Genomic DNA, 13,845 nt, shown 5'->3' with positions numbered 1-13,845 from the left:
CAGCCATGTAACTTATGACTGCTTTTTTATGATCTCAGTACCACTCTATAGGCTACTCATGCATAGAAATAAAATACTTAGAAAATACAGTGTTGTTTACTTAGCTTTTTGATAAAACTTCATTAAACTGGCTGTTGAACAATCATGCTTAGATGATATTGTATTGCTCTCTAATTCTTGCTGTATCTCAGCTGCTAACCCCTTACCTAATTCAACTCCCCATTGATCAAAAGAACATATTTGCAAGATAATTCCTTGAACAAATATTTTATGTTCATAGGCTGCAATTAAACTACCTAATGTTTTGGGATCAATACGTTTTAATAAAATAGTATTGGTTGGCCTGTTACCTTTATGTACTTTATGAGGGGCCACTTTATCAATATAGTCGGCTGTACGACCTTTTGCTTTAAGATCGGCCCTTACTTGTTCTTCGTTTACGCCAGCCATTAATGCTTGGGTTTGAGCAAAGAAGTTTGCCATTAACGTTTCGTGATGACCTTTTACCGGTGTCACACTTTCTACAGAGCCAATAAAGTCAGCAGGTACAACATTATTACTTTGATGCAGATATTGATAAAACGCATGCTGCCCATTAATTCCCAGCTCGCCCCAAATAGAAGGGACTGTCGCATAGTCAACTTCATCACCATCCCAAGTAACCGATTTTCCATTACTTTCCATTTCAGCCTGTTGTAAGTAAGCTGAAAGCATATGTAAAGTTTGATCATACGGTAGAATAGCTTGTGAGCGTGCGCCCAAAAAAGTGGTATTCCAAACACTAATTAACGCCATTATCACAGGCATATTATTACGTAATGGCGCGTTAATAAAATGTTGATCCATATCACTAGCACCATCAAGTAGCTCTTTAAATTTATCAAAGCCTAAATCGAGCGCAATTGCTAAGCCAATCGCTGACCATAATGAAAAACGTCCTCCAACCCAATCCCACATATCAAAAATGTTATCAGCTTCAATACCAAGACTCATAGCATTCTCTTTGTGAGCAGTAACAGCAACAAAGTGTTTCGCAACTGACTTCTCATCAAAGGACGCACTTGTTAACCACTTCATCGCTGTTTTTGCATTAGTCATAGTTTCGGTCGTTGTAAACGTTTTGCTTGATACAATAAACAAAACGTTTTGAGGATCTAGCGGCCTTAGAACTTCAACAATTTGAGCACCATCAACATTTGAAACATAATGAACGTTCACTGCGCCATCACTATAATGCTTAAGTGCTTCCGTCACCATTTGAGGGCCTAAATTAGAGCCGCCAACACCAATATTTACAATATCGGTAATACGCTTACCTGAATACCCCAACCAATGCCCTTGACGAACTTTATTTACAAACGCTTCCATTTTTATCAGTTGTTTATCGACTTGCTCGGTAATATTTTCACCATCTAAAATTAATGCTTCGTCACTTTTACGGCGTAAAGCGGTATGTAAAACTGCTCGCTCTTCCGTTTTATTTATTTTTTCGCCAGTGAACATTTTAGTCCGCCATTGGCAGACTTCTGTTTCTTCAGCCAAATTCAATAAATTATCCATGGTTTCACAATCAATTAAATTTTTAGAGTAATCAAGTAACAAATTAGGCAACTCAATAGAGAATTTTTCAAAACGCTCTCCATCATTAGCAAATAAAGTATTCATATGCTGAGTTTTCTTATCTAACGCTAATTGTTGTAGTTTTTTCCAGCTAGGTAATATTTGACGATCTGACATAGTTGTTCCTGTAAATGACTCTCATGATGAGTAAAGTATTATGCTCGTACATAGTAAGGCTAACACATGACGAGATTATGTTTTTATAAACAATTATGGTACCCTACTCAAGAATGACAACGCTGTCAATTATTGGTTCTTAGCTTATTATGCTTTTACTGTGTATTTAATTAGATAAAAATAGTATTAGTTATTGCTGCATAGATAAAGAAGCACTACTCTACTGCTGTAGTAATGGCTGCTCTAAAAATAATAAAGGTTAAATGGATAGATGAAAGCAACAATTAATGATGTCGCCAGACTTTCGGGTGTTTCAATTAAAACCGTTTCACGTGTAATGAATAATGAACCTTCGGTTCGTCAAATTACCCGAGAAAAAGTACAGGAAGCGGTAAAAGAGCTGAATTATCAGCCAAATTTAGCGGCCCGAAACTTAGCAGGTACAAAATCTTTTACTATTGCCTATGTATATGACAACCCAAATGCTTATTATATTATTGATATGCAAGAAGGTATTTTATCTGCATGTCGTCAACAGGGTTTTGAGCTATTAATTAACCCTTGCGACTCCCAAAAGGAAGATATTACCGAAGATATTATTAATACAATAAAACATGCACGTGTTGCTGGTTTAGTATTAACACCACCATTTTCGGAACAACCTGAATTTGTGAAGCGTATTACTGCGCTTGATATAAAAGTAGTTCGCATTATGTCAGGAGACGTTGCACCTGATGAATTAAGTCCCTGTGTTATGGTAAACGATAGAGAGGCCGCACAAACGATCACCCAACACTTGATCGACTTAGGACATAAAAAAATTGGTTTTATTGCAGGTGGTGCTGAGCATATGTCTACGATTGAACGTTACAAGGGATATAGACAGGCATTAAAAGTTAATGATATAGCATTTAATAAGAATTTAGTGATTGAAGGTGAATACTCATTTGAATCTGGTGTAAATGGCGCTCAAAAATTAATGGCAAAAGAAGTAAGCCCAAGCAATACACCAACAGCAATATTTTCGTGTAATGATGAAATTGCCGCTGGTGCTTTATTTGCAGCTCGATTAATGAATATAAAAATACCTGAACAGCTATCAATTACTGGTTTCGAAAATAGCCCTTTTTCTCGTCAAACATGGCCAAAACTTACCACCTCTGATCAACCTAATAAACAAATAGCACATGATGCAGCAAGCTTATTAATTAGTCAGGTACGTAAACAAAAGGGAATAAATGTTATAAGCCAGTACATTCCACAACTAATCGTTAGAGATTCTACTGGAGCCCCTTAGGTAGTAGCTAGGTATAATTACAGTTTATTAATTTCCCTAGCAACGCTAAACTCTGAAGATGTTACATACTGCTCAATACGTTGTAGTTGCTTCTCTAAAGAGCCAAACTTTCTTCGAATATCATGGAAAGCTTGTTTGGGTGGTTCACCTGATTGCCAAACTCTTGTTTTCACTTTAATTGATTCATTTTCATAATCGCTAGCTGATGGGGGAGTCCCCCCTGATGAATCAGATTTTGACGACTCTGTCTGATGAAATTTATTAGACATCTTAGGGTCTTTATCAAGAATAAGCCAAGCCGCAATATAACCTAAAATTAAAAAAGGTATGCCAAAGAGCACCCCTGACACTACTAAAATTCGTACTAACCAAGTCTCCCAACCAAAATAATCTGCAATTCCCGCACAAATACCCGCTATTTTACCGCGCGAGGTATTTCGGTATAAGTCTCCCCCTTTAATCCTCATAATTTACTTCTCCATTCAGGAGTCTCTGCATCCAAGATTGCTTCTAGCGTTTTAATACGATCAGCCATTTTATCTGCCATCTCGGATAAATCAGATAACTGAATATACTCTTCTTCAGTCAAGCCTTGATTTACTTGTCCTTTACTACGGTAATGTAATATTAGCCAAATGGGGGCAACAATAACCATAAAAATAATGACTGGCGCCATAATAATCTCTTCCACGATACTCTCCTTAACTTTTTCTCTAACTTATTAGCTAACGGTTTAGCCATTGGAAGTAATAAATAAACTTATTACTTAAGGTTTAATTACGTTAAACCTTACACTTTAGAAATAATAACTAACTCGCTAATAGTTAATCCTGTTGTTTTTTCATTTTCGCTTTTAACGATGCAAGTTCATCATCAACTTTCTCGTTTGATTCAAGCTCTGCAATTTCATCAGCTAAAGATTTACTACCTAAATCATATGATTCAACTTGTGCTTCAATACCATCAATTTTACTTTCATAACGGTCAAAACGACTTAGTGCATCATTCACTTTGTTACTATCAATATTCTGCTTCACCTTTAAACGAGAATTTACAGTTTTTTCTCGCATAATAATCGCCTTTTGACGAGTTTTGGCATCTGCTAATTTATCTTGCAGTTGTGATATTTCATCTTGAAGTTTAGTAATATGCTCTTCAACATTCACAAGCTCTTGTAATAAAGATTGAGAGTTTTCAGTACTCTTTTTCTTTTCCATTAAAGCCGCTCTAGCTAAATCTTCACGATCTTTGCTTAGAGCTAATTCAGCTTTTTCTTGCCATTGTGCGGCCTCATTCTCAAAACGAGTTACTTGACGAGTTAGCTCTTTTTTATCCGCTAATGTTTTAGCAGAGCTAGAGCGTACTTCAACTAAAGTGTCTTCCATTTCTTGAATAATTAACCTTACCATTTTAGCTGGGTCTTCAGCTTTATCTAATAAATTATTGATATTAGAATTAATAATATCGGTAAACCTTGAAAAAATACCCATAACAACCTCTCTCTAGAATTAATAACTTCATTTAAACGTAAACCATCTATATTATACGCTTGTTGAAATTAGTATAAATTCGAATTTAAATTTATACTAAGTTATATTCATGTTTTACGCCAATATGACATAAAACATTAACCTTTTGTTTTAAAGAGTTTTTTTATAATATTAAAAAATTCTTTTCTATAACTAATTAATGAAATACACTATTTGTTAGTTAAATTAACTAATACCAAGTCTTTCCTGTTATTTCTTATCCAACAAGAATAAACTGTATGATATTGGTATCAATATTAGGTCAGGTAATGGGACGCTTTAATAAACAAGATAACTTGCTGGGACAATCAAATAGCTTTTTAGAAGTATTAGAGCAAATATCTCAAATTGCACCACTTAGTAAGCCAGTATTAATTATTGGTGAACGCGGAACAGGTAAAGAATTAGTTGCTGCTCGTTTACATTATTTATCAAAGCGCTGGGAGCAAAGTTATTTAAAACTCAATTGTGCCGCTTTAAATGAAAACCTACTTGAAACCGAGCTATTTGGCTATGACTCTGGTGCTTTCACTGGCGCAAGCAAACGTCATGAAGGTCGTTTTGAACGCGCCGACAATGGCACCTTATTTTTAGATGAAATTGCGAATACGTCAGGCTTAATACAAGAAAAGTTATTACGCGTAGTTGAGTATGGTGAATTTGAACGTGTAGGTGGCTCTCGTACAATAACTACTGATGTACGCCTCGTAGCAGCCACTAATGAAGATCTTCCATCATTAGCTGCATCAGGGCAATTCAGAGCAGATTTACTCGACCGCTTAGCATTTGATGTTATAACACTACCACCATTGCGTGAACGACTTGATGACATTTTAATGTTAGCAGAGCATTTTGCTATGACAATGGCACGTGAATTAGAGTTTGAATTATTTAGTGGTTTCACCGAAAAAGCGAAAAGAGCCATGCTTGAATACGCTTGGCCGGGTAATATTCGTGAGTTAAAAAATGTAATTGAGCGTAGTGTTTATCGCTGTAATAACCCGCACTTGCCTGTTAATGATTTAATTATTGACCCATTCGAATCTCCTTTTAGACCTAACCAGCGCATTAAAACCCATGATAGAGTCCATACACCACAACATGAGACAATAAGTGACAACGGCGTAGATTCGATTGACAAGAATACGAGTAATGAGATAATTCAGCCGGAAGTAACCGCTACCACAGCACTAATAAACACTCAATTCCCTCAATCATTGAAGTCCTTATCACAAAATTACGAAATAGAATTGATTAAATCAGCTTTGGCGCACTGTCAATATAATCAAAAGAAAACCGCACAAGCACTAGAATTAACCTATCATCAACTAAGAGGTTATTTAAAAAAATACAATTTGCTTGATGGTAATGACACTGATGAATAAAATTAAGGTTAATCTACTTGCTTGCCTGAGCCTTTTCGCATTATCCGCGTGTTATGATGAAAGCACAGTTTCATTAGATGAACACAGTGTTATATATTGTGCGGAAGGCTCTCCTGAAACATTTAACCCGCAATTAGTAACATCTGGTACCACCATTGATGCTACATCGAATCAGTTATACGATCGTTTATTGAGTTATCAAGGAAAAGAGAATACGCTTACACCTGCAATAGCAAAAGCTTGGCATGTAACAAAAAACGGTAAAAAGATCACTTTCTATTTACGTAAAAATGTTGCTTTTCATCAAACAGAATATTTTACACCAAGCCGATTTCTAAATGCTGACGATATTATTTTTAGTTTTAATCGTATTTTAAATAAAAATCATCCATTTCATTATGTATCAGGCGGTGATTATCCCTTTTTTCAAAATATTGAGTTTAATAGCCTAGTAGAAAAAATAGAAAAAATAAATGATCATACTGTTCGCTTTCATTTAACTCATCCTGATAATTCCTTTCTTGCCAATTTAGCAACTGATTATGCGGTTATTTTATCCGCCGAATATGCTGAACAACTAAGTAAACAACAAAGAAAAAGCAATATAGATACCGATCCTATAGGCACTGGGCCATTTAAATTAAAAGAATATCGCATTGGCTCTTTTATTCGTTATTACCGTCACGAACAATATTGGCGAGAGCCGGTAAAAATTGAACAATTAGTTTTTGATATCACGCCAAGTAATACTGGAAGGCTAACAAAGTTACTAGCAAAAGAATGTGATATATCAGCTTACCCTATTGCCCATAATAAAATAGGTGAAAATAAAAGCTTAACCTTAGAGTCAATTACGGCATTAAATGTCGGCTATTTTGGCTTTAATATTAAAAAGCCACCTTTTGATAATAAACTGGTTCGCCAAGCGGTTAGTTATGCTATTAATAAAAAAGTATTACTCGATACCGTTTATAAAGGTAAAGCAGTATTAGCAAAATCGATACTACCGAATACCTCTTGGGCATTTGACGATACGATTCCAACTCATGAATTTAATCCTGTGCTGGCAAAAAGCCTATTAAATACGGCAGGGTTTCCTCAAGGATTCACTATGGATTTATGGGCTATGCCGGTACAAAGACCTTATAACCCTAATGCAATAACAATGGCTAAACTTATACAAGCCGATCTAAATGATATTGGAATTAAAGTTAACATTGTTTCTTATGAATGGAATACTTTCTTAAACCGCTTAAAGCTTGGCGAACATCAGAGCTTTTTATTAGGTTGGTCAGCTGATCATCCAGATCCTGATAACTTTTTCTCTCCTATGCTAAGCTGCTCTGCAAGTAATACAGGGAGTAATACCACTTTTTGGTGTAACCAAGAATATGATGATATTATTCAAAAAGCCTTACAAACAACTGACTTAAGTCAAAGAAAAAAATTCTATTCCCAAGCAATGAAAATTATAGAAGAGGAAATCCCTTTAATTCCCATTGCTCATTCAAAACGTTATCAAGCACGTAATAAAGAAATTACGGGTGATATCCTAGCAGCCTTTGGGGGTATTAATTTTTATCATATAGATAAAAATAAAAAAACGCCCCTAAGTGCAAAAAGTAACAACGCAGTGAAAGTGGCTCAACCTAATGTAGGTGAAAATTAATCATGTTAATTTTTACTTTACGTAGATTAAGCTTATTTATTTTTACAATGTTAGTACTAACATTATTATCTTTTAGCTTAAGTTTTTTATTTCCAGGTGATTCAATCATCAACATCTCGGGTGCTATTAACGCAACCCCTGCTCAATTAATAGAAATAGAAAAACATTACCACACTGAAAGTAATATCTTTTGGCAATATATTACTTATCTACATAACATTGTTAATGGCGAGTTAGGTATTTCAATGGCAAGTCAATCTGATATAGCCACGGAAGTGCTCAACCTATTACCTGCAACTATTGAACTTAGTTTGGTTGCTTTATTTATTGCAATGTTTGTTGGTATTCCACTTGGTTTTATTGCGGCAATAAAACACAACAAAACCACTGATAATATTATCGTATCAGTTTCAATGTTGGGCTATTCAATCCCCGTATTTTGGCTAGGTATATTGGCTATTTTAACCTTTTCGATAAACTTAGGCTGGTTGCCATCAGCCGGACAGATTAGTTTATTGTTTGAAATTGAGTTGATAACTGGTATTCAATTTATTGATATATTACTCAGTGATAGCCCTTATAAATGGCAAGCTTTTAGTGATGCCACCGCACATATTATACTACCTGCTTGTGTTATTGCTGTAGCTCCTGCCACTATATTTATTCGCTTAGCTAGAACATCAATGATAGAGGTTTTAGAAACAAGCTATATTCGAGCAGCAAATGCAAAAGGTTTAACCTTTCGACAAATGATATTTCGCCATGCGATCAGAAATGCGCTAATACAAATAATTCGTCACGTTGGTTTACAGTTTGCCAACCTGGTAACGATTGCCATGGTCACCGAAGTTATTTTTAGTTGGCCTGGTATAGGCCGTTGGCTCATCGAAAGTATTTACCAACGAGACTATACCGCGATACAAAGTGGCTTGTTGGTGCTGTCGTGTTTTATTTTTATCGTGCACATTTTAACTGACTTTATCTATGCTGCGTTAAATCCACTAGCCCGAGGTAATAAGTATGGCTCGTGATAAAATTTATTTAGAAGAGATATTCCCTTCACCTTTTATGCAGCTTTGGCAGGTTTTTCGTAAAACACCTTCTGCAATGGCAGGATTGAGCTGTTTTATATTCTTAATAATTTTAGCTGTTTTTGCACCAATACTAGCACCACATTCACCAATTGATGGTCAACTAGATATGCTATTATTACCTCCTGCTTGGCACCCTGATGGAAATATAAGTTATTTACTTGGTACTGATGAACTTGGCCGAGATATGCTTTCTCGCTTAATGTATGGTACTTCTTTAACCTTTGGCCTAAGCTTTATTGTAGTTATTACATCACTTATTATTGGTGTTGTTATTGGCTCCTTATCAGCATTAACCACAGGGATAAAATCAAGCTTCCTCAATCACTGTTTGGATGTCATCTTATCTATTCCTTCATTGTTATTGGCTATCATCATTGTTGCTATATTAGGACCTGGTATTAGCAATACCGTATGGGCTGTAGTAATAGTACTGATACCTCAGTTTATTCACATTACACGTTACGCCGTAAAAGAAGAATCGCGTAAAGATTATGTACTTGCATCTCGGCTAGATGGTGCAAGTCCTTTTAGAATATTGTATTACTCTATTTTTCCAAATATTGTCGATCGAGTAATGAGTCAGGCAACCTTAGCACAATCAGCCGCTATTTTAGATATAGCTACATTAGGTTTTTTAGGCTTAGGTGCTCAAATTCCACTACCGGAATGGGGAGCAACATTAGCTAACGGTTTAGATTTATTTTACATAGCCCCTTGGACAGTATATTTGCCAGGTTTAGCTATTTTGTTTGCTGTTATAGTTACCAACCTTGTTGGTGAAGGTATTCGCCATTCTCTTAAGCTTCGCAAGGACAAGTAATGAATTTACTCGACATTAGAAACTTATCCATTGAACTTATCAGTGAAAATAAAAATATTTTAGCGGTTGATAAAGTTAGCCTGATCATGAAAGAAGGCGAAGTTCGTGGGTTAGTTGGGGAATCAGGCTCTGGTAAATCACTTTTAGCACAAGCAATTGTTGGTGTACTAAACGACAAATGGAAAGTACATGCTGATAGGTTCCATTGGCGAGGTGTCGATTTATTGCGTTTATCTATTGCGGAGCGTAAAGCGCTTATATCGCGAGATATTGCTATGATATTCCAGGAGCCTATGGCCTGTTTAGATCCAACAACCACCATCAAAAACCAATTAGCTGAAGCGATTGATACTAGTTCACTCACCGGTTTTTTCTGGCAGAAACAGCGACAGCGTAATGAGGCAGCTATTAAATTATTACATAAGGTCGGCATAAAAAAACATAACGCTTGCCTTAACAGTTACCCACATCAATTAACAGATGCGCTATGTCAGCGCGTTATGATCGCTATAGCCCTAGCTAGAAGGCCGATATTATTAATTGCAGATGAACCTACTGCAGCAATGGAGAATACAAATCAGGGGCAAATATTTAGGCTGTTGGCTAGTTTAAATCAATTAAAAAACATGTCGATATTATTAATTAGTCATGATTTAGAAAATATTACACATTGGACACATAAGATAACAGTGATGTACAGCGGACAATTCGTTGAAGCTGGAACTACTGAACAAATATTCAAAAATCCATTACACCCATACACTAAAGCTTTAGTTGATAGTAGCCCGAGTGCAAATATAGAGTTGCCTGCTAAATCAAGATTAATGGCATTACCTGGTACTATTCCAATTTTGCAACATCTTCCTATTGGCTGTCGTTTAGGGCCACGTTGTCCAAGAGCCCAACAAGCCTGTGTACAAGCACCGACAATCACTAGCTTTCATGATCATAAAGTTAGTTGCCACTACCCTTTAATACCGACAAAAGCTAAACGTAAAGCTATTAAAGAGGTATGTTAAAATGACAGAATTACTTAAAGTTGAAGAGTTAAGCAAGTCTTATCAGCAGAAAGGCTTTTGGTTTAAAAAGAAAGTTACTATTGCATTAGAGCCTATTTCTTTCAGTATTGAAGCGCATAAGACTTTAGCTATTATTGGTGACACAGGCTCAGGAAAATCGACACTTGCTAAATTATTAGTCGGAGCAGAGCCAGCCAGTAGCGGTCATATTTACCTGAATGGCAAAAAACTACATGATAGTAGTTATAAAGAAAGATGTCAGCATATTCGTATGATTTTTCAAGACTCAGGGACAACTCTCAACCCTAGCCTAACTATTTTACAACTATTAGATGAGCCGCTTAAACTCAACACAACATTTAATGAAAAAAAACGCCAAGAGCTGATCAGGGTTACCCTACAACAAGTTGGTTTATTAGGCGATCATATGAATTTTTATCCTCATATGTTTTCTGGTGGGCAAAAACAACGTATATCCCTTGCTAGAGCAATTATTTTACAGCCTCAAGTAATCATACTGGACGAGGCATTAGCAGCACTTGACCCTTCATTACGCTCTCAAATGATTAATTTATTATTAGATCTACAACAACAAATGGGGCTTGCCTATATACTCATATCCCATAATTTGGGTATTATTCGCCATTTTAGTGATGAAGTTTTAGTGTTATCACACGGGAAGGTAGTTGAATCAGGAAAAACAATGGAGGTTATGAATAAACCTCAGCATAAAGTCACGCAAAGATTATTAATGAATCAAAACTTTCAACTGAGATCTAGAACCGTAAAATAATATCAATGAAAAGTAGCGAGCTTTGTTACTCGCTACTTACTACCAACTAAAAGCTCGTTGGCGCTGCCACTGTATTTATCTTTATCTTTGCATCTAACTTTAATGAATCAACATAGCTTGCGTAAGCAGACTGCGCTAATTGAGAAGTTTGTTGCTGAGAAAGCTGCGGGTTATCAATAATAACTTTTGGTACATTCACTGCTTTTAGCTCTACTAGAGCCAAATCACCGTTACTTAAAGCAACTGAAGAGGCAGAAATACTCCCATCAACAGGGTGTGGTAATACAAATGCTTCACGAGTGATACTTTGATCTATATCTGTACCATAACGTGTCATATTTTCTTTGCTAGTAAAGCTTGCATAGTTTTCAAGTAACTGTTCAGTAATATCTTCACCCGCTTTAAACTTCGCAAGTAAATCATTTACTGTTGTCTGAGCTTTTTCTGTCGCTTTTTGAGAGACTAAAATAGCTTTTATTTGCTCTTCAACTTCAGCAAGTGGTTTAACATTCGCTTCTTGGTATTCATTTAAGCGTAATACTAATGAAACACTATCGCTTACTTCAATCACATCAGAATTCATATTATCTTGTAAAACTATATCTGAAAACGCTGCCTCAATAACTTTAGCATTATCAAAAGGTGCAGCATTGCCTGTAGGAGATAACCAAGAAGAAGTTTCTACAGTAGCATTCACTTCACTTGCTGCATCTTCTAAACTGTCAGGAAACTCAAAGCTAATACGCGCCATTTCTTGCGTTAAGGTGTAAAACTGCTCTTGAGCTTTATCACTACTTACCTTGATGTATAGCTCATCTTTAACGTCAGCTAAACTCTGAATTTCTTCAGGCTTAAGGTCAGTCAATTTAATGACATGATAGCCAAAGCTTGATTTAACAAGCCCTGTTGTATCACCAACAGTCGTTAATTCAAATGCGGCTTCATCAAAAGCCTCTCCCATCACGCCACGTTCTATATAATCTAAATCACCACCATTTTCACCGCTAAAAGTATCAGTAGATAACGCTTTAGCTAATTCGGCAAAATCTTCACCGGCAGATAAACGAGCTAATACAGTTTCAGCTTGAGCTTTAGCTGCTGCTTCGCTGTCATCATCACCTTCAGTAAAGCCAATTAAAATATGTGAAACACGACGTTGTTCTGCTTGGGTAAAGCTTGCAATGTTATCTTGATAATATGTTTCAACATCACTGTCAGACACTTCAATATTTTTAGCAATATCATCAACAGCTAAACGAATATAATTTACTTTAACTTTTTCTTTATTTTCAAAACGTATTTGATTCGTTTGATAGTAAGTTTTAATTTCTTCTTCACTTACCTCAACACCGGCTTCAAACTGTTTAGCTGATAGCGTTGCATAACGAATATCACGTGTTTGACCTTGCAAGTTTTGTTGTAGTTTTTCTTGGTAAGGTAAATTAAATTCTGTAGCTACTAGTGCTTGTGATAACTGACTACGTGTCATTTCTACACGTAGGTAATCACGAAAGCTAGACGACTGATAAAAACCGGCTTGATTAATAACCGCTAAATAACGATTGTTATCAAAAACACCATCCACCTGAAATTCAGGCATTACACGAATAGTCTCTTTAATGCGCTCATCTGAAACACGTATTGCAAGATCTTCTGCACTTTGATCTATTAATTTTTGATTAATTAAATTATCTAATACGCCTTGACGAAAGTTAGCCATATAGTTAGCGTCATTCGATAATGTATCAAACATTTCACCAAACTGTTGAGCCATACGATTGCGCTGTGCTTGATATGCTCTATCAAACTCTTGTTGACTTATTTTCTCGCCATTAACCGTTGCGACAGAAGTATCTACAGAATTAGTGTAGCTACCCAGACCTGCAACAGCGAAGGTTAGTATAATAAGACCAAGGATTATTTTGGCTGTTAAGCCCTGCGAGCTTTCTCTAATATCTTCTAGCATTTTTTTCTCTTATCTCCAAAGCCGATTTTTTAAAATCGATAAATATTAAACCGATAAAAAATATCGATACTTAAGCTATAGTTTTTGTTGCTCGCGATTTTAGCAGATGCGGACCATCGCTTGAAGTGCAAGATGTGTTTTATTTGATTAAATTATTTATAAATAATTTAATCAAATAAATTAAAAGCAAAAGACCACCTAAAGGTGGTCTTTAAATATATCTTTAATATAAAATCACGAAATGTAATTAATTATATTATTAGCTATTACAAGCATCTTTTAATGCTTTACCCGCTTTGAAAGATGGGATTTTAGCTGCAGCGATTTGAATAGTTGCACCAGTTTGTGGGTTACGGCCAGTACGTGCTGCACGGTCACGTACAGAGAAAGTACCAAAACCAACTAAAGCAACTTGCTCACCACTTTGTAATTCTTCAGTTACAGCGCCAATAAATGAATCTAATGCGCGACCCGCAGCAGCTTTTGAAATGTCAGCGCCTTCAGAAATTTTCTCGATAAGTTGAGATTTATTCACA

13 protein-coding genes are annotated in these 13,845 nt (G+C 35.9%); 7 read left to right on the top strand and 6 right to left on the bottom strand.

The window, feature by feature from the left end:
• Positions 1-96 precede the first annotated feature (96 nt).
• Positions 97-1,737, bottom strand: coding sequence for a glucose-6-phosphate isomerase (gene pgi, locus Q4503_RS15115; protein WP_303602774.1), 1,641 nt, complete (start codon positions 1,735-1,737; stop codon positions 97-99).
• A 271-nt stretch (positions 1,738-2,008) separates the two neighbouring features.
• On the opposite strand from pgi, the gene Q4503_RS15110 reads away from it, so the two are divergent.
• A complete protein-coding gene (locus Q4503_RS15110; protein ID WP_303602773.1) occupies positions 2,009-3,034 on the top strand; it encodes a LacI family DNA-binding transcriptional regulator in 1,026 nt (341 codons plus the stop codon).
• A 17-nt stretch (positions 3,035-3,051) separates the two neighbouring features.
• On the opposite strand, the gene pspC is transcribed toward Q4503_RS15110, so the two are convergent.
• The 3 genes from pspC to pspA all read right to left on the bottom strand — a co-directional run bounded on the left by pspC (position 3,052) and on the right by pspA (position 4,524).
• Positions 3,052-3,501 (bottom strand): envelope stress response membrane protein PspC, encoded by a 450-nt coding sequence (gene pspC / locus Q4503_RS15105; protein ID WP_215972662.1) that lies wholly within the window; start codon positions 3,499-3,501, stop codon positions 3,052-3,054.
• Entirely contained in the window at positions 3,498-3,728 is a 231-nt protein-coding gene (gene pspB / locus Q4503_RS15100; protein ID WP_303495826.1) for an envelope stress response membrane protein PspB, read from the bottom strand. Before pspB ends, pspC begins: the two co-directional genes overlap by 4 nt.
• Before the next feature lie 130 nt (positions 3,729-3,858).
• Positions 3,859-4,524: a phage shock protein PspA gene (gene pspA, locus Q4503_RS15095; protein WP_215972663.1), complete on the bottom strand. Its 666-nt coding sequence runs from the start codon at positions 4,522-4,524 to the stop codon at positions 3,859-3,861.
• Positions 4,525-4,832: 308 nt separating this feature from the next.
• Here pspA and pspF point away from each other — a divergent pair, with 308 nt between their 5' ends.
• Genes pspF through Q4503_RS15065 form a run of 6 tightly spaced genes read left to right on the top strand, consistent with a single transcriptional unit; the run spans position 4,833 to position 11,343 of the window.
• Positions 4,833-5,948 carry a phage shock protein operon transcriptional activator gene (gene pspF / locus Q4503_RS15090; RefSeq protein WP_215972676.1) on the top strand — a complete coding sequence of 372 codons (1,116 nt, stop codon included), beginning with the start codon at positions 4,833-4,835 and terminating at the stop codon, positions 5,946-5,948.
• Positions 5,941-7,617: an ABC transporter substrate-binding protein gene (locus Q4503_RS15085; protein ID WP_252727439.1), complete on the top strand. Its 1,677-nt coding sequence runs from the start codon at positions 5,941-5,943 to the stop codon at positions 7,615-7,617. The genes pspF and Q4503_RS15085 overlap by 8 nt, the downstream gene beginning before the upstream one ends.
• A 2-nt stretch (positions 7,618-7,619) precedes the next feature.
• Positions 7,620-8,648 carry an ABC transporter permease subunit gene (locus Q4503_RS15080; RefSeq protein WP_215972665.1) on the top strand — a complete coding sequence of 343 codons (1,029 nt, stop codon included), beginning with the start codon at positions 7,620-7,622 and terminating at the stop codon, positions 8,646-8,648.
• Positions 8,638-9,531: an ABC transporter permease subunit gene (locus tag Q4503_RS15075; RefSeq protein ID WP_215972666.1), complete on the top strand. Its 894-nt coding sequence runs from the start codon at positions 8,638-8,640 to the stop codon at positions 9,529-9,531. Before Q4503_RS15080 ends, Q4503_RS15075 begins: the two co-directional genes overlap by 11 nt.
• Positions 9,531-10,550, top strand: a complete 1,020-nt coding sequence (locus Q4503_RS15070; RefSeq protein WP_215972667.1) for an oligopeptide/dipeptide ABC transporter ATP-binding protein — start codon at positions 9,531-9,533, stop codon at positions 10,548-10,550. The genes Q4503_RS15075 and Q4503_RS15070 overlap by 1 nt, the downstream gene beginning before the upstream one ends.
• A gap of 1 nt (position 10,551) precedes the next feature.
• A complete protein-coding gene (locus Q4503_RS15065) occupies positions 10,552-11,343 on the top strand; it encodes an ATP-binding cassette domain-containing protein (protein WP_215972668.1) in 792 nt (263 codons plus the stop codon).
• 46 nt (positions 11,344-11,389) lie between these two features.
• Here Q4503_RS15065 and Q4503_RS15060 read toward each other — a convergent pair whose 3' ends face one another.
• Positions 11,390-13,309: a SurA N-terminal domain-containing protein gene (locus tag Q4503_RS15060; protein WP_215972669.1), complete on the bottom strand. Its 1,920-nt coding sequence runs from the start codon at positions 13,307-13,309 to the stop codon at positions 11,390-11,392.
• A 259-nt stretch (positions 13,310-13,568) separates the two neighbouring features.
• Positions 13,569-13,844: a nucleoid-associated protein HU-beta gene (gene hupB / locus Q4503_RS15055; protein ID WP_159821154.1), complete on the bottom strand. Its 276-nt coding sequence runs from the start codon at positions 13,842-13,844 to the stop codon at positions 13,569-13,571.
• Position 13,845: the final 1 nt, after the last annotated feature.

Source organism: Colwellia sp. 6_MG-2023, from assembly GCF_030547765.1.
GTDB lineage: Bacteria > Pseudomonadota > Gammaproteobacteria > Enterobacterales > Alteromonadaceae > Colwellia.
Note: the sequence above shows the minus strand (reverse complement) of the source record. Positions and strands in the feature narration are given on the sequence as shown.

Bases quoted from the DNA above. Each gene is read 5' to 3' on its own strand.
- Q4503_RS15070 (WP_215972667.1), top strand. From the start codon at position 9,531: ATGAATTTACTCGACATTAGAAACTTATCCATTGAACTTATCAGTGAA.
- Q4503_RS15075 (WP_215972666.1), top strand. From the start codon at position 8,638: ATGGCTCGTGATAAAATTTATTTAGAAGAGATATTCCCTTCACCTTTT.
- pspA (WP_215972663.1), bottom strand. From the start codon at position 4,524: ATGGGTATTTTTTCAAGGTTTACCGATATTATTAATTCTAATATCAAT.
- Q4503_RS15080 (WP_215972665.1), top strand. From the start codon at position 7,620: ATGTTAATTTTTACTTTACGTAGATTAAGCTTATTTATTTTTACAATG.
- Q4503_RS15060 (WP_215972669.1), bottom strand. From the start codon at position 13,309: ATGCTAGAAGATATTAGAGAAAGCTCGCAGGGCTTAACAGCCAAAATA.
- Q4503_RS15110 (WP_303602773.1), top strand. From the start codon at position 2,009: ATGAAAGCAACAATTAATGATGTCGCCAGACTTTCGGGTGTTTCAATT.
- pgi (WP_303602774.1), bottom strand. From the start codon at position 1,737: ATGTCAGATCGTCAAATATTACCTAGCTGGAAAAAACTACAACAATTA.
- Q4503_RS15065 (WP_215972668.1), top strand. From the start codon at position 10,552: ATGACAGAATTACTTAAAGTTGAAGAGTTAAGCAAGTCTTATCAGCAG.
- pspF (WP_215972676.1), top strand. From the start codon at position 4,833: ATGGGACGCTTTAATAAACAAGATAACTTGCTGGGACAATCAAATAGC.
- pspC (WP_215972662.1), bottom strand. From the start codon at position 3,501: ATGAGGATTAAAGGGGGAGACTTATACCGAAATACCTCGCGCGGTAAA.
- Q4503_RS15085 (WP_252727439.1), top strand. From the start codon at position 5,941: ATGAATAAAATTAAGGTTAATCTACTTGCTTGCCTGAGCCTTTTCGCA.